Origin of the sequence: Yoonia sediminilitoris (genome assembly GCF_003058085.1) — a bacterium.
GTDB lineage: Bacteria > Pseudomonadota > Alphaproteobacteria > Rhodobacterales > Rhodobacteraceae > Yoonia > Yoonia sediminilitoris.
The window spans coordinates 113,623-140,612 of the sequence record NZ_QBUD01000005.1; the positions used below are offsets into that span (position 1 = coordinate 113,623).

At 58.7% G+C, this 26,990-nt stretch carries 20 protein-coding genes and 1 pseudogene; 10 read left to right on the plus strand and 11 right to left on the minus strand.

The features are described from left to right. Positions 1 to 46: 46 nt before the first annotated feature. The 3 genes from C8N45_RS11880 to C8N45_RS11890 form a co-directional block, all read right to left on the minus strand. Entirely contained in the window at positions 47 to 2,341 is a 2,295-nt protein-coding gene (locus tag C8N45_RS11880) for a putative bifunctional diguanylate cyclase/phosphodiesterase (protein WP_108386476.1), read from the minus strand. A gap of 483 nt (positions 2,342 to 2,824) precedes the next feature. Next, positions 2,825 to 4,351 carry a CRTAC1 family protein gene (locus C8N45_RS11885; RefSeq protein WP_108386477.1) on the minus strand — a complete coding sequence of 509 codons (1,527 nt, stop codon included), beginning with the start codon at positions 4,349 to 4,351 and terminating at the stop codon, positions 2,825 to 2,827. Continuing rightward, complete coding sequence (locus tag C8N45_RS11890) at positions 4,341 to 5,558, minus strand: ROK family transcriptional regulator (protein WP_108386478.1); 1,218 nt, start codon at positions 5,556 to 5,558, stop codon at positions 4,341 to 4,343. Before C8N45_RS11890 ends, C8N45_RS11885 begins: the two co-directional genes overlap by 11 nt. Positions 5,559 to 5,721: 163 nt before the next feature. Here C8N45_RS11890 and xylF point away from each other — a divergent pair, with 163 nt between their 5' ends. From xylF to C8N45_RS24090, 9 genes are all read left to right on the plus strand, one after another. Then, on the plus strand, positions 5,722 to 6,735 hold the full coding sequence (gene xylF / locus C8N45_RS11895) for a D-xylose ABC transporter substrate-binding protein (RefSeq protein ID WP_108386479.1): 1,014 nt from the start codon (positions 5,722 to 5,724) through the stop codon (positions 6,733 to 6,735). A gap of 77 nt (positions 6,736 to 6,812) precedes the next feature. Then, positions 6,813 to 8,105 carry a sugar ABC transporter permease gene (locus C8N45_RS11900; protein ID WP_108386480.1) on the plus strand — a complete coding sequence of 431 codons (1,293 nt, stop codon included), beginning with the start codon at positions 6,813 to 6,815 and terminating at the stop codon, positions 8,103 to 8,105. Then, on the plus strand, positions 8,105 to 8,869 hold the full coding sequence (locus C8N45_RS11905; RefSeq protein ID WP_108386481.1) for an ATP-binding cassette domain-containing protein: 765 nt from the start codon (positions 8,105 to 8,107) through the stop codon (positions 8,867 to 8,869). Before C8N45_RS11900 ends, C8N45_RS11905 begins: the two co-directional genes overlap by 1 nt. A gap of 23 nt (positions 8,870 to 8,892) precedes the next feature. Beyond that, positions 8,893 to 10,200 carry a xylose isomerase gene (xylA, locus tag C8N45_RS11910; protein WP_108386482.1) on the plus strand — a complete coding sequence of 436 codons (1,308 nt, stop codon included), beginning with the start codon at positions 8,893 to 8,895 and terminating at the stop codon, positions 10,198 to 10,200. A gap of 22 nt (positions 10,201 to 10,222) precedes the next feature. Beyond that, entirely contained in the window at positions 10,223 to 11,539 is a 1,317-nt protein-coding gene (locus C8N45_RS11915; protein ID WP_108386483.1) for a cytochrome-c peroxidase, read from the plus strand. 241 nt (positions 11,540 to 11,780) lie between these two features. Beyond that, complete coding sequence (locus tag C8N45_RS11920; RefSeq protein WP_108386484.1) at positions 11,781 to 12,299, plus strand: GbsR/MarR family transcriptional regulator; 519 nt, start codon at positions 11,781 to 11,783, stop codon at positions 12,297 to 12,299. Further along, positions 12,289 to 13,479, plus strand: a complete 1,191-nt coding sequence (locus tag C8N45_RS11925; protein ID WP_108386485.1) for an efflux RND transporter periplasmic adaptor subunit — start codon at positions 12,289 to 12,291, stop codon at positions 13,477 to 13,479. Before C8N45_RS11920 ends, C8N45_RS11925 begins: the two co-directional genes overlap by 11 nt. Next, a complete protein-coding gene (locus C8N45_RS11930) occupies positions 13,472 to 16,594 on the plus strand; it encodes an efflux RND transporter permease subunit (protein WP_108386486.1) in 3,123 nt (1,040 codons plus the stop codon). Before C8N45_RS11925 ends, C8N45_RS11930 begins: the two co-directional genes overlap by 8 nt. Positions 16,595 to 16,678: 84 nt before the next feature. Continuing rightward, on the plus strand, positions 16,679 to 16,975 hold the full coding sequence (locus C8N45_RS24090; protein ID WP_375342468.1) for a LacI family DNA-binding transcriptional regulator: 297 nt from the start codon (positions 16,679 to 16,681) through the stop codon (positions 16,973 to 16,975). Here C8N45_RS24090 and C8N45_RS11940 read toward each other — a convergent pair. After that, positions 16,903 to 18,039: an aminodeoxychorismate synthase component I gene (locus C8N45_RS11940; protein ID WP_108386488.1), complete on the minus strand. Its 1,137-nt coding sequence runs from the start codon at positions 18,037 to 18,039 to the stop codon at positions 16,903 to 16,905. The genes C8N45_RS24090 and C8N45_RS11940 overlap by 73 nt on opposite strands. Further along, complete coding sequence (locus C8N45_RS11945) at positions 18,040 to 18,345, minus strand: Dabb family protein (RefSeq protein WP_245882645.1); 306 nt, start codon at positions 18,343 to 18,345, stop codon at positions 18,040 to 18,042. 749 nt (positions 18,346 to 19,094) lie between these two features. Between C8N45_RS11945 and C8N45_RS24095 the strand changes: the two genes are divergently transcribed. Then, positions 19,095 to 19,283 carry an integrase core domain-containing protein gene (locus C8N45_RS24095; RefSeq protein WP_108386490.1) on the plus strand — a complete coding sequence of 63 codons (189 nt, stop codon included), beginning with the start codon at positions 19,095 to 19,097 and terminating at the stop codon, positions 19,281 to 19,283. Between the two features lie 31 nt (positions 19,284 to 19,314). Here C8N45_RS24095 and C8N45_RS24225 read toward each other — a convergent pair. The 6 genes and pseudogenes from C8N45_RS24225 to C8N45_RS11985 form a co-directional block, all read right to left on the minus strand. Continuing rightward, a pseudogene (locus C8N45_RS24225) lies at positions 19,315 to 19,407 on the minus strand (IS6 family transposase); the annotation flags it as partial. Positions 19,408 to 19,500: 93 nt separating this feature from the next. Further along, complete coding sequence (locus C8N45_RS11965) at positions 19,501 to 21,984, minus strand: VWA domain-containing protein (protein WP_108386491.1); 2,484 nt, start codon at positions 21,982 to 21,984, stop codon at positions 19,501 to 19,503. Continuing rightward, entirely contained in the window at positions 21,985 to 22,758 is a 774-nt protein-coding gene (locus C8N45_RS11970; protein ID WP_108386492.1) for a hypothetical protein, read from the minus strand. A 71-nt stretch (positions 22,759 to 22,829) separates the two neighbouring features. After that, positions 22,830 to 23,789: a helix-turn-helix transcriptional regulator gene (locus C8N45_RS11975; protein WP_108386493.1), complete on the minus strand. Its 960-nt coding sequence runs from the start codon at positions 23,787 to 23,789 to the stop codon at positions 22,830 to 22,832. Positions 23,790 to 23,856: 67 nt separating this feature from the next. Continuing rightward, on the minus strand, positions 23,857 to 26,304 hold the full coding sequence (locus tag C8N45_RS11980) for a hypothetical protein (RefSeq protein WP_108386494.1): 2,448 nt from the start codon (positions 26,302 to 26,304) through the stop codon (positions 23,857 to 23,859). Next, complete coding sequence (locus C8N45_RS11985) at positions 26,301 to 26,990, minus strand: hypothetical protein (protein WP_108386495.1); 690 nt, start codon at positions 26,988 to 26,990, stop codon at positions 26,301 to 26,303. Before C8N45_RS11985 ends, C8N45_RS11980 begins: the two co-directional genes overlap by 4 nt.

Here is a 26,990-nt window from a genome sequence, read left to right on the forward strand (position 1 = left end):
ACAAATAATTTGCGGTGAATACCGGCAAGGGAAACAGATGTTAAACTCAGGCGCTCTTCATGGCCGATCCTGCACGTCGAGACAGGAGGTCTCGCAAGCCGTCAAGAGGAACTGGCTTTGAGAAAGCGTAGCCCTGAAGGGTATGGCAGCCCATGTCCCGCAGCAGATCTGCATGCTCCATCGTTTCGACGCCTTCGGCGACAACGGTCAATTGGGTGGCATGCGCGATGTTCATAATGCTTTGTACCACTTCGCGGCAAATGGCGTCATCTACAACGGATGATATCAGGCGCCGGTCAATCTTCATTGCGTCAGGCCGAAGCTGCATAAGCCCGACAATGGACGCATGCCCTGACCCAAAATCATCAATCTCAATCGCAACGCCAGCTTCACGCAGCGCGTCAAGACCAAACCGAAAATGGTCTCCCTGATCTTCAATCAAAACAGATTCCAGTATCTCGAAAGCAACCTTCAGACCGGGCGGCCGATTTTCAACGACTGTCTGTGCAGTTTTTACATCCTCTATACGTGCTGCCGTTACGTTGAAAGACGCCCGGTGAAGCCCGAAACCTTCATCAAGGAGTTGTTCCAACTCACGCATGGCGCGCTTGAAAAGGGCCACATCAATATTGTCTACAATTGCAAGGCGTTGGGCAACAGGCAGAAACTTGTCCGGCATGACAACTCCTTGCCGGGGTGAATGCCACCTTCCGAGCATTTCAACGCCGACGACCTCATGTGTCTGCGCATCCACCTGAATTTGGTAGTGCGGCTCGAAATCGTCCTGTTCCAGTGCCTCTTTCAGACCCTCGGGCATAGATCGCCTGGTTTGCAGGTTCTCGTGTAGAAGCGGGCTGTATAACTGGACCTGGTTGCGCCCGGACTCTTTCGCCTCATAGAGTGCAGCATCAGCGCCTACATTCAGGGTACTGTCATCCAGAAGACCATCCAGTGTACTGGCAACGCCGAAACTTGCACCGACCCGAAGCTGCTTGCCAAGATAGTCAATTGGTTCCTGGATGTGCCTCAAGGCGCGCAGCGCAAACTCCTCCCCTTCTTGCAGCGATGTCCCGGGCGCCAGCAATACGACAAATTCATCACCCCCGATACGGGCCGGCAAATCCTGGGCACGGCTCAACTTTGACAGCGTCTTTGCCACATCTACCAAGACAAAATCACCCGCAGCGTGCCCAAGTGTGTCGTTGACATATTTGAATTGGTCCAGGTCAATGCGGACCAGAGTTGCGCCCGCCCCGCTGTCTTTCTTATCTGTGCCACGTCGATGCAGTTCCTGGTCAAGTGCCCGGCGGTTCGGCAGACCTGTTAACGGATCGTGCAACGCCTGATGCTCGACCTCGTTCTTGGTTGACTCCAACTCCTGCTGTTGTTTGACAAGATTAGAGATGTCAGTCGATACGCTGATATAGCCACGATATTCCCCCGCGATCCCGAAGTAGGGTGAAATTGACATCCTGATCCAATAATCATCGCCCGACTTATTTTGACTTGGGATGTCACGTCGGATTGTGCGCCGTGCCGCGATCGCTTCTTTCAGATCATCGAAGTCTTTGGGGTTCATCTGATCGCTGCCCAACAGCTCGATTGGCGTTTTGCCTACGACCTCATCAAGTGTTGATCCGGTTAACCTCTCGAAAGCGGGATTAACCCAGGTAATTACGCCATCGGGCCCCGTTACAGCGATTGAATCGTTTACACTTTCGGCAACGGCCGCTTTCTCAATCAAGACCGCCTTGGTGCGGTTCTGGGCGCGAAGGCTCAGAATCGTTTGTCGCGCAAGGAATAGAAAGATGAGTGCCAGTGCGATGCCGCCCGAAGCGGTGCCAACGCGGACATAGCGGGTGATCCGATCCTCAATGATTGATACGTAGGGCTGAAAGGCTTCGCTGTCTTCAATGATTACCTCTGCAGCATCAGCAAACCTGAGCCCCAAAGCAAAGGCGGAATCCGGTCCGACAGCGCTAATCGTTTCCGGGGCAATAATCTGATCAATCAGCGCTTGGGCAGCGGCCACATGTAAGATGTTGTCATCACAGATTTGCAGTGCGGGACCTGCACCAAGCCATGCGAACAGCCGCTTCTCAAAGGGAGAGAGCGTGTCCCGGCACCACACGGCCTCAGCCTGCGCAGTTTGCAGCAGGCTTTCCAGTTCCGCTGCCTGGCTGCTGCGCATGATCGGGTTTTTCCTCGCAACGTCGAGGATGTTTTGCGAGGCAACCAGATGGTTGAAGTTGCGTTCACGAAATTCGCTTGCCACATTCAAGTATCTGTAACCAATAAAGGAAATCGCCGTCGATACTGTCAGCATCAATGCAAATGCCATCAGTACCCATGGTATACGTGTAGATGTCAATGCACGGCCTCTCTTCCTTGGTTCAGAAGATGTAACACTGAAAGAGTTTAGATGTAGTTAGGCTCTGGGCTTGGGAAATTGAGGGAAGCCGGGCAAGCCAGTACCCAAAGTGCTCTCATCCACGAGACTGATGGGTTTGGGTCTGCCCTACTGCAGTGACGTTCAGACAGGAACTGTCCTTGGCACCGGGGCAAGACATTCAGCGCAGGGTTAGTGCGATTTCAGTGCGTCCATTTGCTGATGATGGCCTGCATGCGGCTCGACTTACACGGCTTATCTGCAAGGCCGCGGGGAGCCTGTCCGGCTGATCGACGGCACAGAGGTCGCCAACATCGTCGATTACCTGTTTGATGCGGGTAACCTATAGGGCGAAGATGACAGGTCTCTGGAGGCCACGCCCGGCATCGCTTTATGGTTCAAAACGGCAATCTGGCAGGGAAGGATAATGCGCGGTCACTGGCCCAAGGTCACAATCTGGTTTGCTTTCAAAGGCATCCAGGCGGTCTGCGTCCGGTCGGGCCAGATCATGCGCAACTCAGCTGCCGCAGCCTGCCCAAGGCCGAAATGCTCAAGCCCCGCGTGACCGCCCGCGTGGCCGCCGCCGCGCGTGATCTCGCGTGTTTGCACCCGGCCGTCCACGCGCAATTCCATAAAGCCGCCAATAGCATGCCTGTTCGACCCCGCCCTTTGCACATCAACGAGCAGCCAGTTTCCGCCATTTGTGATATTCTCGAAAACCTCCATCGGTCCGCGACGGTTGACAACCGCCAGATCAAGCCGCCCGTCATTGTTGAAATCAACCAGCGCCGCGCCGCGCGACCGGGCCATTGACGCGATCCCGGCCGCAACAGAACTTTCGACAAACCGGCCATCCGCCTGCTGCATCAAAAGCGTGTTGGGGTCCTGCATCGCCGCATCGGGCATCTGTTCGACATTACCCTTGGACACAAAAATATCATCCAGTCCGTCGGCATTCACGTCACCAAAGGCCGCATGCCAGCCGGTTGACGGGCGACCGTCGCCACCCGCATGGGGCCTGTGTGCGGTCGTGCCCCGATCATAGGTCGCATCCTGCCACGTGGGGCCACCCGGGCCGGGATCAAAAATCTGGAATTTCTGATCACCCATTGATGTCAGATAGACATCTGAAAACCCGTCCCCCGTGACATCGCGAGAGGCAATCCCCATGCCCCATAGCGCATAGGGTTTCCATCCTTCTTCGGCGGTGTAAAGCCGGGGCGTGGCCTCCATCGCCCACATCTGTTCCTGCCCGCCGCGCACATAATAGTGCCTGTCGTTGGACACGCGCAAATCGGCGCGGCCGGTGCGCGCCCAGTCCGAAAACAGCATCGACAGGGCGCAATAGCCGGGGCGCAGCGCGTCCGGTGGGCCATAGCGCCCGCCCTCGGGCCGATACAGCAGCGTGGCGTCACATGCCTCGAACGGGCCATCGGGGTTTGCGCGGTCAACGTATGTGCCAAATGCCAGCGTGGGCAGGGCATTGCCTGCCTCCCAAGTGGCGGAAAAGGCGGTGCTCCAGTGGTCGCCCGTCATAAAGCCGAAATCTGCGCCAAAAGGCTGAAAATTGCAGTCGCCCTGCCCTTGCAACAGGACATCGACGCCAACCCGAAGCACGGCAAGGTCCAAATGACCGTCGCTATCAATATCAAGCGGATATGCCCCCACGACGCCCCGCAGGGCAAGCACTTCGGGCGTTTGCGCGTCAAAAACAACGCCGTCCTTTGAACGGTTGCGAAAAAGCGTTGCGGGGTTCGCACCACCCGCCGCGAAAAGCTCGGGCAGTTGGTCCCCATCGCAGTCAAACGCCGCCACGCCGCCCCCCACGAAATGCTCCCACCCGCCGTCATAGACGTGCGGTGTGATATCCACGCGGGCAAAGACAGGTTGCGCAGGCTCCGCCTGTGCCGTGCAGGCAAGCGCTGACACCGCCAGCGTCAAGGCACCAATCCTATGCGGCATCGACAGCCCCCCGTTCACGGACTTTCAGGATCGACAGCATCTCGATCCCGTGCGCAGCCGCCCCCTTGGCCCACATGCTTTTGTCAAGATTGCGCACAGTCAAACCGGGCAGCGGCGCGTCCACCTGCACGGTGTTCCGGCGCAGCGCATCAAGCATGATATCGGGATACGGCGGGTCCAGTTCAGGGCGCGAGCGGGCCAGAACGATATGTTCGGGATCAAACAGATTGACCAGATTTGCCAGCGCGACGCCCAAAATCTCCGACGCCCGCTCCAGCACCTGATGAGCCAAGGCGTCGCCCGCCCGCGCCATGGCCAAAATCTCGGCGATTGACGTTGGTGCGTCTGTCTGGCGGCCAGTAGATGCGTCGCGCACCATGGCGTAATCACCGACATAGGCTTCCAGACAACCACGCTGCCCGCATTGGCACACGGCCCCGTCGATGTGCACCTTGGAATGACCTAATTCCGCGCCGCAACCGCGCTCACCGCGATAAAGCTTGCCATCCAGCACAATCCCCATGCCCACGCCATGCTCGACCGTGACGACAAGAAAGTTGCGCAGCCCGCGCCCGGCACCAAACAGATGCTCTGCCTTGGCCACCAGATTGGCATCGTTGTCAAGGAATGTGGGGCACGGCAGATGCACTTGAAACAAGGGGACAAAATCCACATTGCGCTCAATGACTGAGGACGACCAATGCATGAACCCCGTCTGTCCGTTGATAAAACCCGGCATCCCCAGCGCGATCCCGGCGATCTGTGCCACGTCGACACCAAGATGATCACAGGCGGCGTCCAGCGCGGTGCGGACCCTGCGCACCAATGCATCAGCTTGCATGCGCGATTCGGCCAGCGGCAGGGCATAGGTGCCGATCTCATCACCCTTGAAGTCAACGATCACGACCAGAAACGCGTGCCGCGCAATCTTGATTCCTGCCAGCAAAAAAGCCGCGCCATTGATTTGCAGCATGACGCGCGGTCGGCCACGTTGGACAGCACCGGACGGGGCGCGTTCCACCTCGCGGATAAGGCCCGCTTCCAGCAACGCACCACAGGCGGACGTCACCGTGGCCGGGCTGCTATCCAGCGCCTGCGCGATATCGGTGCGGGAAATTTCTTCCTGCGAACGGATGCATTGCAGCACGCGCAGACGCGTCGCATCACGTGCGTCCAACCCGCTCAAAGCCGCCAAATCCATCAACATGACGCGCTGATTCCTCCCTGATCTTGCGGAGTTCTAACATTTTTTTCAGCGACCGAAAAATATTATTTTGCTCAGTGAAATAAATATGCAAGATAAAGGGGTCAGCGCCGATTCGAGTGAAAATCCGTGGCGCCGAGACAAAAGATATAACGGGAGGTCTCTAATGAAACTATTCGCTACAACTGCGCTTGCCATGGTGCTTGGCACCGGCGCCTTTGCGCAAACTGTCGGCGTAAGCTGGTCCAATTTTCAGGAAGAGCGCTGGAAGACAGATGAAGCCGCGATCGTTGCTGCCATCGAAGCTGCGGGCGGGGAGTACATCTCTTCGGACGCGCAGTCATCATCGTCCAAGCAGCTTGCCGATGTCGAAAGCCTCGTGGCACAGGGCGCTGATGTGCTCGTGATCCTTGCACAGGACACACAGGCGATCATTCCGGCCGTGGACGCTGCCGCAAACGAGGGTATCGCTGTCATTGCCTATGACCGTCTGATCGAAGACGCACGTGCGTTCTACCTGACATTCGACAACGTCGAAGTCGGCCGGATGCAGGCCCGCGCCGTGCTTGCGGCTCAGCCATCGGGCAACTACGTCATGATCAAGGGCTCACCTACTGATCCGAACGCGGACTTCCTGCGTGGCGGCCAGCAGGAAGTGCTGCAAGCAGCCATTGACGCAGGCGATATCACCATCGTTGACGAAGCCTACACCGACGGCTGGTTGCCTGCGAACGCACAGCGCAACATGGAACAGATTCTGACTGCCAACGACAATAACGTCGATGCGGTTGTGGCCTCCAACGACGGCACCGCCGGTGGTGTTGTGGCCGCGCTGACAGCACAGGGCATGGATGGCATCCCTGTCTCTGGTCAGGATGGCGACCATGCCGCACTTAATCGCGTGGCCCGCGGCACCCAGACTGTTTCCGTCTGGAAAGATGCGCGTGACTTGGGCAAAGCGGCTGGTGAAATCGCCGTCGCACTTGCTGGCGGCACGGCAATGTCCGACATTGAAGGTGCACAGGAATGGACATCGCCGGCTGGCACGACCATGACAGCGCGTTTCCTTGAGCCGATCCCTGTGACAGCCGACAACCTGACAGTCGTCGTTGACGCTGGCTGGATCGAACAGGACGCGCTGTGCCAAGGTGTCACCGACGGCCCTGCCCCCTGTAACTGATCCAACCTCCCGGATCGTCGCGATCTCCGCCCGGCTTGGCGGAGATCGCTCCTTATCCTCCAGACACAGAGGTCATCATGGCAAACGCCAACGAGACTGGCCCGTCGGGCGCACGTAAGAACATTTTCAAGACTCTGGAATTTGACACGCGCCTTCTTGGCATGATCGGCGCGTTCGTTCTGGTCTGCATCGTGTTCAACGTGCTGACTGATGGCCGCTTCCTAACCCCGCGCAACATCTTCAATCTGACGATTCAAACCGTCAGTGTGGCCATCATGGCGACCGGCATGGTCTTTGTGATCGTGACCCGCCATATCGACTTGAGCGTCGGTGCGCTGCTTGCCACCTGTTCAGCCGTGATGGCGATGACCCAAACACAGATTTTGCCTTCACTCGGGCTGGACTACGGCAGCGCCCTTATGGCGCCGGTCGCGATCCTTGTGGGGCTTCTGACCGGCGGCCTGATCGGCGCATTTCACGGCTGGCTCGTCGGTTATCTGACGATCCCTGCCTTTATCGTCACGCTTGGCGGCTTTCTCGTCTGGCGTAACGTGGCATGGTATCTGACCAGCGGACAGACGATTGGCCCGCTTGATGACAACTTCCAGATGCTTGGCGGCATTGGCGGCACCATGGGCGAAACAGCCAGCTGGATCGTCGGGCTGCTGGCCGTCGCAGCCACCTGTCTTGCCATCATTCAGGCCCGCCGCGCCCGCATCGCACATGAGTTCCCGGTCAAACCGGTCTGGGCCGAGGGTATGCTGATGGCGATTGCCGGCGTGCTAATCCTTGGTTTCGTCGCGACGCTCAACGCCTATCAGGTCCCGACCCGCGTGCTTGCCCGCTCATTCGAAGAGCGTGGCGAAGTCATGCCTGAAGGCTTTACCCAAGGCTACGGTATTCCCTTGTCGGTCTTGCTGCTGATTGCAGTCGCTGTCGTGATGACACTGGTTGCGCAACGCACCCGGCTTGGCCGATATATCTTTGCCACCGGCGGCAACCCGGACGCGGCTGAACTTTCAGGCATCAATACACGGCTTTTGACCGTCAAGGTATTTACCATCATGGGTGTTCTTTGCGCACTGGCCGCACTGGTTGCTTCTGCGCGCCTGTCGTTTCACTCCAATGATATCGGCACGCTGGACGAACTGCGCGTGATCGCGGCGGCGGTGATTGGCGGCACGGCACTCGCGGGCGGCCTTGGCACAATATACGGCGCCATTCTTGGCGCGCTGATCATGCAGTCACTGCAATCAGGTATGGCGATGGTCGGTGTTGATGCACCATTCCAGAACATCGTCGTGGGCAGCGTCCTTGTGCTCGCTGTGTTGATCGACATCCTCTACCGTAGAAGAACAGGAGACACGTGATGGTTGACAGAACGGGAACACCACTTGTCGAGATGCGCGATGTCTCTGTCTCGTTCGGCGGGATCAAGGCGGTCGATCATGTCACCGTGGATCTTTACCCCGGTGAGGTCGTCGGCCTGCTTGGCCACAACGGCGCAGGCAAATCGACGCTGATCAAATGCCTGTCGGGGGCCTATTCGATGGACTCGGGCGAAATCCTTATCGACGGAAAACCCGTCGATATTCAAAACCCGCGGGACGCGCGCAAATATAACATCGAAACGATCTACCAGACGCTGGCGCTGGCCGATAATCTGGATTCCGCATCAAATCTGTTTTTGGGGCGCGAATTGGTCACACCGATGGGGTTCGTCGATGATGCCCAGATGGAGGCCGAGACCCGCAAGATCATGGGACGGCTTAACCCCAACTTCCGCAAGTTCGCGGACCCGGTAAAAGCACTCTCTGGTGGCCAGCGGCAATCTGTGGCCATTGCGCGAGCGGTCTATTTCAACGCACGCATCCTGATCATGGACGAACCAACAGCCGCACTTGGACCGCAAGAAACCCGCATGGTTGCCGAGTTGATTCAACAACTCAAAGCGCAGGGCATCGGCATTTTCCTCATCGAACATGACGTCCACAGCGTCATGGACCTGTGTGACAGGGCATCGGTCATGAAGAACGGTCAACTCGTGGGCACAGTCAACGTGGATGAGGTCACAGACGAGGACATCTTGTCGATGATCATTCTGGGCAAAAACCCCGCGCCCGCGACCGCCTGACCGGCGCGCCAAGGACCAAGACAATGAGCACAGGTTTTTTCGACGGTATCCCCGACATTGCCTATGAAGGGGCAGACAGCACGAACCCGCTGGCTTTCCACCATTACAACCCCGACGAAATGGTCATGGGTAAGCGGATGGAAGACCATCTGCGCTTTGCCGTTGCCTACTGGCATTCCTTTGCGTGGGAAGGGGGCGACCCCTTTGGCGGTCAGACGTTTATCCGCCCGTGGCACCCTCAGGATGACATGGGCCGCGCCAAGCTGAAGGCAGATGTGGCGTTCGAGATGTTTGATATCCTGAACGCCCCGTTCTTTTGCTGGCATGATGCCGATATCCGCCCCGAACAGGGCAGTTTCGCGGGTAACCTCGCAACACTGAATGAGATGACCGATTATATCGGCGAAAAGATGGAAAGCTCCGGAACCAAGCTGCTTTGGGGCACCGCCAACATGTTCAGTCACCGTCGCTGGATGTCCGGCGCGTCAACCAACCCTGACCCTGATGTCTTTGCCTTTGCCGCGGCAACGGTGAAATCCTGCATGGATGCCACCCACAAACTGGGCGGCGCAAACTACGTACTGTGGGGCGGGCGCGAAGGCTACGAAACCCTGCTCAACACCGATCTGACGCAGGAACTGGACCATATGGGCCGCTTTCTGAATATGGTGGTCGAATACAAACACAAGATCGGCTTCAAAGGGCAAATTCTGGTCGAGCCAAAACCGCAAGAGCCATCGAAGCACCAGTATGATTTCGACGTAGCCACCTGCATCGGGTTCCTGCGCAAGTATGGACTCGAGGATGAGGTGAAGCTCAACATCGAACAAGGCCACGCGATTCTTGCCGGGCATTCGTTCGAACATGAACTGGCATTGGCCGCGTCCGAAGGTATGCTGGGGTCGATCGACATGAACCGCAACGATTACCAGTCGGGCTGGGATACCGACCAGTTCCCCAACAACACGCCCGAGGTTGCACTGGCATACTACCATGTGCTCAAGTCCGGTGGATTCACGCAGGGCGGCACCAACTTTGACGCCAAGCTGCGCCGCCAATCGCTCGCCGCAGAAGACCTGATCGCTGCCCACATCGGCGGTATGGATATTTGCGCGCGCGGCCTGAAAGCCGCCGCCGCCATGATCGAAGATGGCGGACTGGAAACGGCCCTGACCAAGCGCTACGCCGGTTGGGACACGCCAGCAGCGCGGGCCATGCTGACCAGCAGCCTTGACGCTATCACCCAACGGGTCCTCGACGAAGGGATCAACCCAGAGCCGCGTTCAGGGCGTCAGGAAATTCTCGAAAACTACGTTAATCGCTTCGTCTGACCGACGCAGGAAGGGGCGGGCCATGTACTTCGCTCAGGCCAACAGCAGCCGTATCGCAGGGGTCCTGCTCTTTCTCGCGCTCGGCACGCCCGGCGCGGCGCAAGACCTCGGCCCACGCCCGGTCTATCCCGAGCCAGACATGGCGCGCGTCGAACTGGGCCAGCTTTTGTTCTACGACCCGATCCTGTCGGGCAATAAATCTGTCAGTTGCGCGACCTGTCACCATCCCGATTTCGGCACAAGTGATGGCGTTTCACTGGCCATCGGCGACGGCGGACTGGGCCTTGGCCCGGACCGTAGGATTGATCCCGACAACGCGCCCGAAGCGCGGATTCCGCGCAACGCGCCGGGCTTGTGGAATCTCGGTGCGACGGAATTTACCCGCTTTTTTCATGACGGCAGGCTAGAGCTTGACCCATCTGAACCAAACGGCATCCGCACCCCGCTTGGTGCGGATATGACAACGGGTTTTGACTCCCCGCTTGCCGCACAGGCGATGTTTCCCGTCCTTTCAGGCGACGAAATGGCCGGGCACTATTCCGAAAATGATATCAGCCGCGCCGTGCGTCAGGGCCTGCTGGCCCAACCCGGCGGGGCGTGGGAAAAGATCGCCGGGCGGGTGGCGTCAATACCGGAATATGAACAGCGGTTCGCAGCAGCACTGCCGGGCGACGACATCACTTTTGCGGCTATCGCCAACGTCATCGCAGATTTCATCGCCTTCGAGTGGCGTGCTGACAACGCGCTTTTTGACCGGGCCATGGCGGGAACCGCCAGCCTGCCACAGCAGGCAGCGCAGGGCATGGACCTGTTCTACGGCAGGGCGGGATGCGCGGACTGCCATGCGGGCTGGCTGCAAACCGACCACGGTTTTCACGCCATTGCCCTGCCGCAGTTTGGCCCCGGCAAAGCCGCGCGGTTTGAAAGCCATGCGCGGGATGAAGGCCGCCTGCGCGTCACCGGCGACCCGGCAGACGCCTTCGCCTTTCGCACGCCGTCCCTGCGCAACGTGACCCTCACCGCGCCCTACGGACACAACGGGGCATACCCCACGTTGGAGGGCATCGTGCGACATCACCTTGACCCGGTTGCGGCGCTGCGGGCCTATGATGTGCAACAGGCTATTCTGCCCGCCCTTCCCCATGTTAATGACACACGCATCCTCACTGATCCCGGCGAAATGAACGCCATCGCAGCCGCCAGCGACCTTGGCCCGCAATCCCTGCGCGATACGGAAATTGCGGCGCTGATTGCCTTCCTGCAAACACTCGAAGACCCGGCAGAGCAGCTCGGCATCCCCAAAACCGTGCCCAGCGGCCTGCCTGTCGTAGGACGCTGAACCAACAAAAGCGGGCCCACAAAAGGCTGAATAACAGCCGCGCATCTGGGTGCCCATTCGGACATCTCCAGCGGTGTGAGATCGACCTGAGCGGTGCCATTGGCGTATTCAATGACGAAAAACGCCCAGCGATTATGCAATTACCCAATGTCACGCAACGTCCTGTTCAGTATTGACTGAACAAACTTGATGTTTCCGCAACAGTCGCCATATCGGCAGCAGACGATAACAGGACTCTCCAATGACAGACGGTGCCCCTGTCAGCGACACGCGCGCAGAATTCATCGAGAAAATCGGCCTGATCACGCAGGCCGAAGGGATGCCGCGCATCGCCGGGCGGGTCTTTGGCATGCTGATCTTTGACGGGGAAGCTGCGTCATTCGGTGATCTGGCGACCCGGTTGCAGGTTAGTCGTGGCAGCATCAGTAGCAGTATCAGATTGTTGGAGGAACGCGGTCTGGTCAAGCGCATTGCCAAACCCGGAGATCGGCAGGACTATTTCCAATTGGCACCGAATCCCTACGTCTCCATGCTGGAGGGTGTACAAAAACGCGCGCGCTCCACACGGGATGAAATCACGCATACCATCAATGCGCTTCCCGCAGGAAGCGATGCCATCAACCGTTTGCAGGAATATGCGAACTTCTACGCAAAGACGGCCGCCGCCATTGGCACGGTGATCAATGCACTCCACACGTCAAAGGCGTGCGACACGGGGCAGGCCCCCGCAGCCCCGAAGGATGACGACCATGAAAACTGAAAACACACCGTCAGAGGCTGCGACACAGGACGACCCGCAGCAACCGCCTGATGCCGTGAATGCCGACGCGGCAGATGCGCCCGAACGGCTGACATTTTCATCCGATATGGGGGCGTCGCGCTCCACATGGATCGCCGCGGCTCTGGTACTTTTGATCGTTGGCTGGATGGGCAGCGGCTTTGTCTTCCCTTCGGAAGATAACGCACCCGCAACCACCCGCGAAGCGCCAAAGCCCGTCACCGTGGCCGTTACGACCTCTGGCGCGAAAACCGTGACACAGTTCTTTCAGGCCGAGGGACAGGCCCTGCCCGACCGCGACACAGCGTTGCGTGCCGAGACCTCGGGCGATGTAGCCGAAGTTCTGGTCGCCAAAGGTCAGGACGTGTCTGCGGGTGACCTTATCGCCCGTCTGGACCCGTCCAAAAACGATGCCGACGCCAACCGCGCCGCAGAAGAGTTGATCCGCGCGCAGCGCGAACTCGACAATGCGCAACAGCTTCTTGACCGTGGCGTCGCAACGCAGGACCGGGTGACCGAGGCACGGGCAGACCTCGCCTCTGCGCAGGCACAGGTCATCGCGTTCGAACAAGCGGCCCAGGCGCTGACCATTACTGCACCGTTCGACGGGCGGATTGAAACGCTCGACCTTGACGCGGGTGAATACGTCTCTGCGGGCAGCGAAGTCGGGCGGCTGGTCGATATCACGCCGCTGACCGTGGCCATTCAGGTGCCACAACAATCCCTGACGCGCCTGAAAGCGGGTCAGCCTGCCACCGTCCGTTTCATAACCGGCGAGGAACGGGAAGGCACTGTCACCTTTGTGGGCACTGCTGCAGCCTCTGAAACACGGACATTTCTAGCCGAAATAGAAGTCGCAAACGAAGACCGCGCCATCCCCGCTGGCATCTCTGCCGAAGTGATCATCCCCACGGGCGAGGTCACGGCGCACTTCCTGTCGCCATCCATCGTGTCATTGGACACCGAAGGGTCATTGGGGGTCAAAACCGTCAACGACGACGATGTGGTCGCCTTCTACCCGATCGAAATTGTAAAGGCGCAAATCGATGGCATCTGGGTGACCGGACTGCCGGAAACCGTCGATGTCATCACCGTCGGGCAGGGTTTCGTGAGCGCAGATGAAACCGTCACGCCCAGCGCGGGGGTGATGCCCGATGAATAGCATTATCAACGCCGCATTTTCGCGCGCGCGCGTTATGGTCATGGCCCTCGTCACGATCCTTGCCGTTGGCGCGTTCGCCTACACCGCCATCCCAAAGGAATCCAACCCAGAGGTGCCGCTACCGCTGTTCTATGTTTCAACCGGGCTTGACGGGATCAGCCCTGAAGATGCCGAACGCCTGCTGCTTGAACCGATGGAAACAGAGTTCGGCGCGATTGAAGGGCTCGACAGCATGAAATCGGATGCGTCCGAGGGGTTTGCCAGCATCCAGTTGGAATTCACCCCCGGCGGCGACAATGATGAAGCGCTCGACAAGGTCCGCGAAGCCGCTGACCGTGCGCAAGGCGACCTGCCCGAAGACGCCCGCGATATCACCATCACCGAAATCAACACCGCCCTGTTCCCGATCATTACGGCGATCCTGTCCGGCCCCGTGCCGGAGCGGACGCTGAACAATCTTGCTGAACAGATGCAGGAGGAAATCGAGGGCCTCGAAGGTGTGCTTGAGGCCGAAATCGGCGGGCAGCGGTTTGAATTCCTCGAGGTGCTGATCGACCCCACGGTATTCCAGACCTACAACCTGTCGTTCGACGAACTGATCGGACAAATCCAGCGCAACAACCGCCTGATAGCCGCAGGGGCCATCGAAACCGGGTCCGGGCGCATCGTGCTCAAGGTGCCCGGCCTGATCGAAGACCTTGACGACGTGATGGCGATGCCCGTGAAGGTGCGCGGCAATGCAGTTGTCACCTTTGGCGACGTCGCCACCATTCGCCGCACATTCGAGGACCCCAGTTCCTTTGCCCGGATCAACGGACAACCGGCGCTGGCGCTTGAGGTCACAAAACGCTCTGGCGCTAATATTATTGAAACTGTGGAGGAGGTGCGCGCACTGGTCGAGGAACTGCGCGTCGATTGGCCCGACAATATCGAAATCACGTACCTGCAAGACCAGTCAAAACAGGTCAAGGACATGCTCAGCGATCTTGAAGCCAACGTCATTGCCGCCGTCATTCTGGTGATGATCGTGATTGTCCTCGCACTCGGGTTCCGGTCGGCCATTCTGGTTGGGCTTGCGATCCCGGGGGCGTTTCTCGCAGGTGTTATCGCGCTGTGGTCGATGGGCTACACCATGAATATCGTCGTGCTGTTCTCACTGATCCTTGTTGTGGGGATGCTGGTCGACGGGGCCATCGTCACCACCGAACTGGCTGACCGCAAACTGCAGGACGGCGCACCCGCGAAAGAAGCCTACGCCTATGCGGCCAAACGCATGTCATGGCCAATCATTGCATCAACGGCCACAACGCTCAGCGTGTTCTTTCCGCTTCTGTTCTGGCAGGGGCTGGTGGGCGAATTCATGAAGTTCCTGCCGATCACCGTTATCCTGACTCTCTTTGCGTCACTGTTCATGGCACTGATATTTATTCCCGTCGTCGGCGGGCTGATCGGCAAACGACAACCACAGACCGCACGGCAAAAGGCCGCGCTGTACGCCGCCGAAGTCGGCGACCCGCGCGACATGGGTGGCTTTACGGGGGCTTACGTGCGCGTGCTGGAATGGGCAATCCTGCGCCCCGCTACGACCTTGTTCTTGGCCATCGCCCTGCTGCTGGGGTGCTTCAGCGCTTACGGCCAATTCGGCAAGGGCGTCACCTTCTTTCCGTCCGTTGAACCGGACTTCATGCAGGTGCAGGTCCGCGCCCGCGACAACTTTTCGATTTTTGAGCGGGACGCACTGGTGCGCGCCGTCGAAGACCGCCTGCTGGACTACGACGAGATCGCCAGCATCTACGCACGGTCAATGATGTCGGCTGGTCAGGGCGACGAAGAAACCATCGGCACGCTGCAGCTTGAACTCACCCCGTGGGATACCCGGCGCACGGCTGCCGAAATCGGTGAGGATCTGCGCGAAAGCGTATCCGACATCGCCGGAATCGACGTACAGGTGCAAACCGAAAGTGGCGGGCCCACGGCGGGCAAACCCGTCAACCTGCAGATCACGGCGCGCAATCCCGATGTGCAGACCACAGCTGTGGCGCAGGTCCGCGACATCATGGACCGGGTCGGCGGCTTTACCGATGTAACAGACACGCGGCCCGTACCGGGGGTTGAAGTGTCGATCCTTGTGAACCGGGCAGAGGCCGCGCGCTTTGGCGCTGATGTCAGCCTGCTGGGGCAAGCCGTACAACTGCTGACCCAAGGGATCACGGTTGCCGACTACCGGCCCGCCGATGTGGATGGCTCACTCGACATTCGGGTCAGGTTCCCCCGTGAAGAACGGTCACTGGCCGAACTGGGCAGCCTGCGCGTTCCCACGTCCTCTGGGCTTGTGCCGATCTCCAACTTTGTCACCTTCGCCCCGTCAGAACGCACCGGTGTCATTCGCCGCATCGACGAAAAGCGGGTCACAACAATCGAAGCGAACGTCGCACCGGGGTTCCTTGTCAACGATCAGGTCATCTCCCTGACACAAGCGCTGGAGGACGCCGACCTGCCCGAAGGTGTCGCATTCAGCTTCGCGGGCGAAGCTGAGGACCAGCAGGAAAGCATGATCTTTTTGTTGAGCGCCTTTGTCGCTGCGATCCTCTTGATGTTCGTGATCCTCGTCCTGCAATTCAACAGCTTCTTTCAGGCCTTTGTGGTGATGAGTGCTATCATCTTTTCCATCGCGGGCGTCCTGTTGGGGCTTATCGTGACGGGCCGCCCCTTTGGCATCGTTATGGGCGGCATCGGTGTCATTGCACTTGCGGGCATCGTGGTGAACAACAACATCGTTCTGATCGATACCTACAACGACTTGAAGAAATCCGGCCAATCGCCATTGGAAGCCGCCCTGCGCACAGGGGCGCAACGTCTGCGCCCTGTTGTTCTGACCTCCGTCACGACAGCCCTTGGCCTTATGCCGATGGTAATCGGGCTGAACCTCAACTTTTTCACCCGCGAAATCGTATATGGTGCGCCGTCAACGCAATGGTGGACAGAACTGTCCTCTGCCATTGCGGGCGGATTGGTTGTGGCCACCGTGCTGACCCTTGTGGTCACACCCGCCATGCTGATGCTGGGGGAACGCAAACGGCACGTGCCAGCAGGAAACCTGCACCCGGCAGAATAAGACCCCCCGGCCTGCGCTGGCACCGGAATGGGCTCAGCGGGCAGCCCATGACATGGATGTCATGATTCGATTCCGGGGGGGACCATAGCGACGATCTACGATGTGGCGAAATCTGTCGGCGTCTCGTTCATGACCGTCAGCCGCGTGCCGACTGATGGGCGGTCCTTTGGCAGCGGTAGCATCGCCACAATCTCCGAAGACAGGGTGATCCGGCCCGGCACCGAGATCGGCCTGACTTGCGATGCAGGCCTGACTCGTCTTTTCCCCCATCAGGACGCCACAGAGATTCCGCACAGAAAGCGACTGGGTCAGCTCAACTGCTGGGTGAACTGGGCTTTCAGCAAGGCCTCTTCATATTCGCTGCTGGCGGTACTGTCATAAACGATGCCGCCACCGACGTTCAGCGTGACCTTGTCCGATGCAGTGCAGATCAATGTGCGGATTGCCACGTTGAAGGCCATGGCCCCGTTCGGGGCGATCCAGCCAATAGCGCCACAGTAGGACCCCCGTGGTGTGTCCTCCAATTCTTCTATGATTTCCATGGCGCGGATTTTGGGGGCTCCGGTGATTGACCCGCAGGGGAATAATGCTGTGAAGATGTCGGTCAGATTGTACTCCGGCAGGATTTGCGCCGTCACATCCGATGTCATCTGGTGGACGGTCGCATAGCTTTCCACCGCAAACAGCTTTGGCACCCTGACGCTGCCGATCTTGGCAATGCGCCCAAAATCATTGCGCAACAGGTCGGTGATCATCAGGTTTTCAGCACGGTTTTTGACTGATCCTTCCAGTTGCACCTTAAGTGCGGTGTCTTCTGCGGGGTCATCACTGCGCTTGCTCGTGCCTTTCATCGGGCGCGCGCGCAGTGCGCCGGTTGAGGAGAGTGAAAAGAAAAGCTCTGGCGAGCGGGACAGAAGTGTTGTTTCGCCCAGATCGACAAGCGCGCCGTAGGGCACCGGCTGCCGCTGCCTGAGGATGTCGTAGAGTGCGTGCAGGCTGCCCTTGACGGGCAGGGAAATCGGGAATGTCAGATTGGCCTGATAGATGTCACCGTTTTGCAGATACTTCCGCACCGCGTCGAAGGCTTTTTCATAGGTATCAAGATCCCATGCGGGGTCCAATGGACCAAGGCTGGCTGGCCCATGTTGGCTGATTGGTTCGGGGGGGGCGACCTGCGTAAAGACCCCGAAACGCAACAGGGGTTCATGCCGCTCGCTGGGCAGGCGCGGGGTGAGTTTAGGGATCAGCACATACCCAAGTTCGTATGACATGCTGCCCGCCAGCCAAAGGCCATTAGCGCGTGCCTCCTCCATCGCCTCAAAGGCGCCGGGGACGTCCTGCGGTTGCCAGGCTTCGATGATCCGTTCGGGCTGTTGAAAGCAAGAGCCCGTGCCAAGTGGCCCTGTATCGAACAAGACGGACCCGCAGGGCGGCACCGTTGCCATTCAGAAATCAGCCGCGATGCGCATGTCGCGCAAGGGGCGGACGATCTTGATGCAGTCGTCGTAAATCGGGTGCGCCCGATAGGCGGCCAAGGCCGCATCATCCGCGAACTCGGCGTAGACGATCACATCCACATCATTGGCAAAGCGGTCCTGATTGCGATTGCGGGACACCTCGAAATGGCTGACTGACGGGATATCCTTGAGCATCGACAGGCTCTCGACGACATGGTCAATGTCTTCACTTTTCTTGCAACTGAAGAATACGACGTGACGAATAGGTCGCCTGTGGGAATTTTGGTCTGACACGCGAAGATCCTGCTAAAGAAGTCGGGTTGCGACAGTTGCTGACGCTACACTATGTGGCGTGTCTGGCCCCCGGTTCGCAAGGTACAATTGTAGCAGATGACGATGATGCGACAAAAGGTCGAAACGCCGCCCATCGCTTGTTGCAGTCACTCTACCGCGCTATCAGGGCCTTATCTTTAATCCCCCTCGCAGCGCTTGTCGCGCGCCATCCGCGCTGCAAAGGCCACCTGTTCAAAGGATGGAGCGCACCGCGTTCACCGCCCGGCATATATCGTGCGTTGAATCCCGACAAAGGCCACCAGGCCAAGTACATCATTGGGCGCGGGTTTGCAGCAACCGAAACTGGCCATTTTCGATGGTACACTCCGGATCCAACATGTCGCAGCTTTGCAGTCCCAAGTGATCGGAAATGGTGCACAGCTCCGGCCACAGGCCGGGCCAGCGGTTTTGCAGATTGGACAGGGGCATCGTCTGATGGGTGCCTGCGCAACAATGGCGAGGCTGTTAACGAGACGCTTATCCGGCGACTGATGCGCCCTACGGGGCTCAGGCCGATTTGCCACAAGCCCGACAACAGCAGGCCAGCAAAGGGGGACAAAACCTATCGCTATCAGCCCATGCGACGCGGGTTCTTGTATCTGGTCGCCATCATGGATTGGCATACCGGCAAGGTCCGGGCCTCGCGCATCTCGATGGATGGAAAGGGCCGCTTCCTTGACAACATCTTCTTCCAGCGGCTGTAGCGAACACTGAAAGACGAATGCATATACCTGCACGCCCGGGAGATCGGACCGGAGAGTAAGGCGGGCATCCGCAAGTGGATGACTTTCTACAATAACCAACGCCCACATTCAGCCCTCGGCGGTGGGTCACCAGCCGTGATCTATCGGCCGGGAAAAGACGCCCCCCCCGATCAGCAGGTGCAAAGAGCTGCTTGATTTACGCCAGATCCTGTCCAACAGATGGGAGGTAACTCAGAGGATAGCGCAAGTACCAGCGAACGGCACAAAGGATGGTGTCACGCGGAAAACAGTGGTGCTTGAATGGGAACTGACGCGGCATGCTGAACCTCAAAAGTCCAAAACTGGCCAAATCAAATCACTGATGCAACATTCCCTGTGATAGTCTAAAGCCTATCACAGGGAATGTTTGCGCTCATTGCAGTGTTATCTCTTGGCGGGACAGGATTGTATCGTTTGAAAGATAAACAAGATCAAAGTCACCCGGATCAGCCGGCAGCGTCAGGGAAACCGGATTACCGACCGAGACCGAGCCAGACGCCAAGACCTCTTCGGCGGTGCCATCGCGCGGAATGATCGCAATAGTGTCATCCTCACCGCCCGGTCCCTGCCAAGCCACTTGCAGCACTCCACCGGCATTTGACGTTGTAGGAGCCGCCAGTCTGGCGGTCGGCTGTGTGACTTCGAGAGAGACCCGCGCAATTACGCGTTTTGCACCGCCCATGACATAGCGCAGTTCGTATCGCCCCGGCTCCTGTGGGGCAGGTAGCTGAACCGATTGGCCGGCGCGGGTATAGATGTAGTCTTCGTATTTGGTATCTGCGGCGTCCGGTCTCGCCAGCGACAGATAATCCCCGGGTCCATTCGGCCCCGACCATTCAACGGTGATCTGCCTGCCACGCACAACCTCTTCCGGGGCGGTTAAGGTCGCTTCGGCGGGCAGCACTGTGATGGGCTGTGCGGCAAGGATATTACCGTCTCCTTCCGGCAGAACATAGCGTAGCTCATAAGTGCCGGGATCGTCGGGCATTTTCAGCGCGGAAGGCCCATCTCCAAGTTCAGCCCAATGTTCGTAGGACTTTGGCGGTGCGTCTGGGCCGGCGACGGTCAGGTAGTCATCGGGATAGCCCGGCCCGGCCCAACCAATCTCGGCGAGGCTGCCAGCCATCGCCGTATCGGGCCCGGTGACTGTTGCGGTCACCGCCAACACTGTAATCGGTCGTGTTGCCAACACACGTTTATCTTCGCCAAGGATATAGCGCAGTTCATAGAAACCCGGTGTTTCGGGCATCACCAGATCAAGCGGGCTACCCTTTTCCGGGTCGGCCCAATTCTCGTAAGCGCCAGGCGCCTGATCTTCGCGGGCGACCGAAATGAAATCACCGTCATAACCAGGACCGGTCCAGTTCACCGACAGTGTGCTGCCGATATCGGCAGTCTCGGGCGCATCAAGGGACGCGACCTGGTCTGTCACGGTAATTGTCTGCCCGGCCAGTATCGTGTTGTCCTGACTTGCGACATAACGAATCTCGTAAGTTCCAGGCACCCCTGGCATCACAAGGTCAAGCGGAGCACCCTCACGGGTGTATGTGTAGTTCTCATACTGTCCGCCCGGGGCATCCACGACCGCGACCGTGATGTAATCGCGCTCAAAATTAGGCCCGGTCCATGCGACCGGGATCGTGGCCCCGACCGCAGCACTCTCGGGGATGTCCAACGTCGCCGTGACGGGCGTGATCTCGATTGCTTGTGTCGCCAGCACCTGTCTGGCGCTCTCTGTCAGGTACCGCACTTCGTAGGTGCCGGGCGTAATCGGCATCAAAAGCGAGGTCGGCGATCCCCCGTCGACATAGGCGTAGTTGATATATCGTCCGGCCGGGGCGTCAAGTTCATGAATCCCCAGATAGCTTCCTTGCTTTCCCGGTCCGGTCCAGCCGATATCGATCGTTGTTCCGGCGACGGCTGTCGCGGGCACGTCAAGCGCAACAATGGGCGCGGGCGCGGGCAGCAAGAGCGTTACCGTGAACGGAGCGTCACCTGACACCACAACGACATCTGCTGTTGTTGTCGCTTCAGTCCCGGTCGAGAGGACAAGGGCCTCGTAACGGCCAGCGGCAAGCTCCAGCTCCGGCGCGGCGATATTGCTGTTCTCGATCAATGGGTCCTCGCCGCCCACAGGGCGCACCGTCCATACCAGACCACTCTCGATCCTTTCGCCTGTACCTTCTGTTTCGGCAAGGAAGGTCACGGTTGTCGGCGCAGGCGGGGCGGCGACTGTGACCTGTTCAAGTGCATCGGCCAGCCCCACTGCATCTGCGGCGGCAATGAATTGCCCTCCGGTTGCATCGGCCAGACATGCAAGCTGATCTGCCGCTGCATCGTCGACATCAAACCCGATCACATGTGCCGTAAAATCGATGCCTGTTTGCTCCAGTTGCTGACCAACAGCGCAAGGGTCGGCTTCACATGTTTCAATGCCATCAGAGATCAGGATGACCGTCGCCTTGTCCTCGGTGTAGCGCAGTCCTTCGGCTGCAAAGATTACAGCGTCAGAGAGCGGCGTCTTGCCCTTCGGCGAAATGCCGGCCAGCGCATCCAGCACGGCATCGGCGTTATCGGGTCCCGGTGCGACCAAGGTTTCGATATCGCCACACTGACCACGTTCGCGGTGCCCGTAGGCCACAAGCCCAAGCTGGGTGGTTCCTTCAAGTTCACCAATCAGCCCGGTCAGTGCGCGCTGCGCGATGGTAATCTTGGCCTCACCGTCGATCTGGCCCCACATCGAACCAGACCCATCCAGAACGATGGTGGTCCGTGACTCCTGCGCCAGAACCGGTGTGGCGAAGGCGGCAATCAATGTCGTTACTGCCGTCAGTCGGGTGAAAAAAGACAAAAGCATTTAGTCCTCCTTGCAGGCAAAAGTCAGATCGACGCTGTAACTGTTGCCGGTCTGCCGATTGGTAAGGTCAGCCTGCAACGACACTGTATCGTCACCCAGGTCAAAGGCCGTTCCCGCAATTGGCGCGGCAACGATCTGATATTCACCTTTGTCCGTGGTGACTTCGACCGTGCCATTGCCTGAGGACCGCATCACGAAAACAGAGGCTTGCGCATCGCCCACATTCTCTTCGGTGCGCGCTTCAATTGCGTCGGGCTGGTTCCAATTACCGCAGAACAGGGGTTCATCAACGGTTTGATCGTCAATCGTGCCGGTCACCCGACCTGTGAACCCTCTGGTCACTGCCGAACGGGGTGCGCAATCAACCGTAATATCGACCTGCGCGCTTTCCTGACCAAAACTGGGGCCGGAAAAGATCGCCTGTGTATCGCTCACCTCCCACCGGGGATCATCGGGACCGGGGCGGAAACCCGCGTTGATCGCAATAGTGCGTCCGTCAATCGTCAGTGTGCCATCGGTCATTGCAGCGGGCGCAAAATGGTTGAACGTGAACACGACACCGTCGCCGTTGGCATCCGTGCTACTGCGATTGTCTCCGGCGCTGTAGACCATGCGCTGTTCAGCATCCCAGGAACGGCAATCAAGCGCCACCGAAAACGGCAGGCCATCGATTGTCCCGCGCGCCTCGCCCGGTACAGGGCTGTCCTGGGCGCAAGCTACGCCCGAAACAAACGACAAAACGAGGCCAGACAAGAAAATCGAACTGCGGGACATTGGTAATCTCTCCATGCAAATGCCCAACCACTGCACGCGCTATCAAACCCAACCGCAATAGTGTAAATGCCCTATCCGGAGCCAGTCTTGCTCAGCATCGACCAGATTGCGGATCGTGACTGAATCCCAAGCCGTTTCATTATAGCCTCTCCATGACGCCGCGCCGTATGTGGTGAGATATTCAGCCGCTCCGCGATCTGCGGGGACGGGACCCCCTGCATCATCAATTCCATCACCTCAATCTGGCGCTCCGTGAGGCCATAGCTTTTTGCGGTCTGTTTGAGATCGTTCGCGTGCTCTGCAATCTGACCATTGGTCGCAATCCAGGTCTGGTCTTGGCCGGGGACCGCAGGACCGGGCCAAAGCATTGTTTCCTTCGCAGCTGGCTGTGCGGCCTGATGCAAAACCTGCGCATCAGGCATCTGCCCGAGAGCGTCCGTAAGCGCCTTTTGCGCCTCGGCCCGTCGATCCGCCTCCTTAAATCCTGCCGAAAATGCGGGCAGGACCAGACGCAATAGCCCGATCGTGCGCTCGCCAGTGAACCCGGGATCCTCATCGCCCTCGAATCCAAACGCAAAGATCGCTTCCCCAAGCCGCAAAGGAACGCTCATGCCGATCACGTGATGCATGCCAGCCGGTGCAAAAGCATTCTTGAAATAGTCTGTCTGTTCAATCAGCTGGCGCATTTGCAGGCGTGATTCATGGCGGATTCCTGCGCCCATCTCGCGGCGGCGACGGTTAATCTCTTCCAACTCGGGATCCGACAGGACCACATTGCCAACCGCATCAAAGCCCTTGAAAACCTGTGCGAGGTAAGTCTCGATTTCGGGCCCTACGCCTTCTTTGACAAAGGACAGCTGCCCACCAAGAGTGGTTGACGCAAATCCGCGGCTTGCACCGATGATTTTGGCAAGAGACAAAAGGATACCGCGCACCGGCTCTTCTTGATCCAAGCGCTCGGTCAGCAGGGCAGTCTGCTGTTCGTGCAGTACATTCAACTGATGATCAGACAGGGTTACGACGGTCGACATACCCAAAGCCTAGGGGACATGAGCCGTGAAGAAAAGGCGAAGCCCGGCGCGGAAGCCACGCTTGTGATCACTCTTGCTTTTCGTTGATCGTCGCTGTGCGAAAGAAATTGCCGGCGCGCATCAGGGTGGTTGACCGATCAGGAATCGCAACGGCAAACCGCCCGGTCGCCCGGACCGGGATTGCGGTCTCGGTGCCCTTGAATTCGAAGGTATCTTCGGTGCCTGCACGCAGCCAATGACGAATTTCGTGGTGCAGTCCCGTGCCGGCCAACAGGAAATGTCCCTTGATCAGACCATCCGCGATTTCCGTTACCGTGACAGTCCCCGCGACAGCCTGCGGGAACACCGTTTCGCTGTCCCCGGTGAAGGCTTCCTGCCAGGGGATGAAATTGTAAAAGGTACCGCTGTATGCCGAAAACAATGGGAAAAATCCCGCACGCTGTAAGCCGGCAAGCTGCACAGGATAGGTGCGCCCGGCCTCGAGGTCTTGCGGGGCGACAGGGACCTCAAGGTGAAGGGTTGCGGTGCCATTGGCAGGCCAGCCACCCCATCCCGTATGGGCCACGGCAAACCCGTCAAAACTGCCCGTCAGTGTCGGAATTGATGGCGTGTAGAGGGACAGGATCGTTGTATCACGGTCGTTTCCGGTGGTCAGAGGGTCAACACAGACTTCACCACGCATCGTACGCGGACCGGCCTGCAATGACATATAGCCCGTTGAATGGTCCGCAGGCAGTTCGCCTCCCATCAGCGAGGGTAGCAGGGCGGCCATGGTATCTGATGGCATGTCTTCCGTGCCAAAAGCCTGTCCGATCTGGTCCAGCGCGCCCCACATCCGTGGGTTGGCGATTGCCAATATGTCTTCTTGATTGCAGCTACATCCACCAGCGGGCGCGATGCGCGAGGGCGCAAGTTCCACCTCGCGGTCAGGCCAGAGATAGGGTTCCGGGCTTGGGGCGGTGTCAGGGGCACGGGTCCTGTGCGATTCGATGACAGCCGTGACCGTCAGCGGGCCGGGGGCCAGAGCGACGATCTTTTGCCCGTCGAGTTCGGCATTCGCAGAGGTCACGAAATAGAGATTGTCGGCTTCGGCTTCGGTAAATCCGACAAGGTCGATTTGGGCTTCTTCTCCGACCTCCAGACAGGCGGGCACTTCGATATCGACCGGTTCGAACCCGACACGCAGCGTATAGCTATAAGTGGCTGCCTCATCGGGCGAGGGTGGCACGTTGACGACCCTGACGTAACCGGCGTCGAATTCGCCGTCTGCAAGTGTCAGGTAGCTATGTTCAAGCCCGTCAATCACCTTATGTTCGAACACAAGTCGCAGTTTCTCTGGCTCAGGTGCCAGCTCGACTGAAATGCGCGCAAGCATCAAACGGTCGTGTTCCGGCAGTCTCTTGTCATAGTCCAGCGTGACATATTCCAGCAAAACGGGGTCGGCGGCAAATGTCGAAAGGCGCCGCAAAATGTCCTCATGGTCAGAGACGCTCGCCGATTGGCGAATGATCGGAGAGGCGATCTCCGTGTACAACAGGTCCTGCTCACTATCAAAGGCGCGCCAGGTTCCCGCTGGTCCAAAATCGCGCGGTGCGCGAAAATTCATTTGGGCGATAAATCGTGGGAATGCCTCTGGAAAGGACCAACCTTGGGGCATCCTTTCGTAGAGATAGTCGATGCCGTGCATTTTGGGGTCGTTCAGCTTGCCAAAATCTGCAAGATAACCGACACGATCAGGCGATCCCGTTTCACGTCCGACAAACCGCAGGAAGGCGCTTTTGCCATAGCCATAGGAAAAGCCGTCGAGGGTTTCGCTCTTGTCGTCAAAGGGTTTGTCAAGCCGCATGGCTGAAGGTCTACGCGGCGAAAAACCCCGCCTGATATTCCACGCATTGCCCACGGCACGGGCCACCGCCTCTTCCAGCCAGTGGACCTGATCCAATCCATTCAGTCGCGTGTGCAGAAGCTCATGCGCGACGACACCACCGGACAAAGAACCGTAGACATCCCTGTCGATCTGAAACGCGAGGTCGCCCAGTTGCGCAATTGTCCCGGGACTCAAACCAAGCGCGGCATTTTCTTGCGTCGGTTCTGGCCCGGACGCCGAAAAGACGTCGGTTGCATTTGACGTAGGCAGGGTCATTTCAGCGGTGCCGCCGAAGTATTCTACATATCCGGCTGCGCCGGGAACCGCGCTTTCATCCAGTCGGATCAGGCGGCGACCGTCCAGCCGCTCGAGGTCGGACGTCGGAAATCCCAGCGACGACAGCCAAGCATCCGCATCCTTTGCCATATCCGACACCAGTAGGGCATAGCCTTCCAATGCCCGTGCCTCGAACCCGCCAAGTTCGCCTGACACACAGCCGATCGTGGCCGAATTGCATTTCACGGCGAACGCATCGTTGGCCACTGTAAACCCAGTGTCGCGCAGCCCATCCTCGGTTGTATCCTGTGCAAGGGCCGCGCTGCCCACATGCAGGACGCCAGCGAGCAAGGCAATGTAGCAAGCTTTCATCTGATCCGCACCTTCATTTCCTGCAACACGGCCATCTCGGGAACCTGTACGTACTGGACTGTGTAGTCGCCCGGCGTCTGTGGGGCCGTGATGGCCATTTCATCAAGACTGCCCCGTTCGGATGACCAGATCCAACCATCCCCACCGTCGGACAGGGCAACCCTGTCATTCGCGGCGTCGGGCACCTGAGGCAGTGTAACGGCAAAAACCGTCCCCGGTCGCGCGGCCAGACCCAATGTCAAGGGCGCCAACGTGCCTTGGGTGTCAGGTTGCTGGTCATTCGATGCAACATCGGACTTTGCCTCAGGTTCTCGCGTGCGCGCCAGGACAGCAGCTATCAGGCTTTTGTTTGAAGGTGACAACGTCAATGCGGCTTGCGCCGTTCCCCCCTCGGGCAGTGTCAACCGCTGTTCCGCTGCTGCATTGCTGTCCAACTCCCAAACGGTCACGCGGTACTGTCCAGCAGGTAAATCAAAGCGCATTGACGACATCGCACCATGCTGCTCGGCCAACAGAAAATCGCCATCACCCTCTATCACCCAACGCGTATCACCTGCGGGTGGGCCAAGTTCAAAGCTTTCAGCGTCAAGAACCGAGATGCTCAACTCGAGAGGCGCCGCGGTGGCGGCGCTGGCGATAAGCGTTGCGAGTGAAACGAGGCCAAGGCAGCGAAAATGACGAAACAT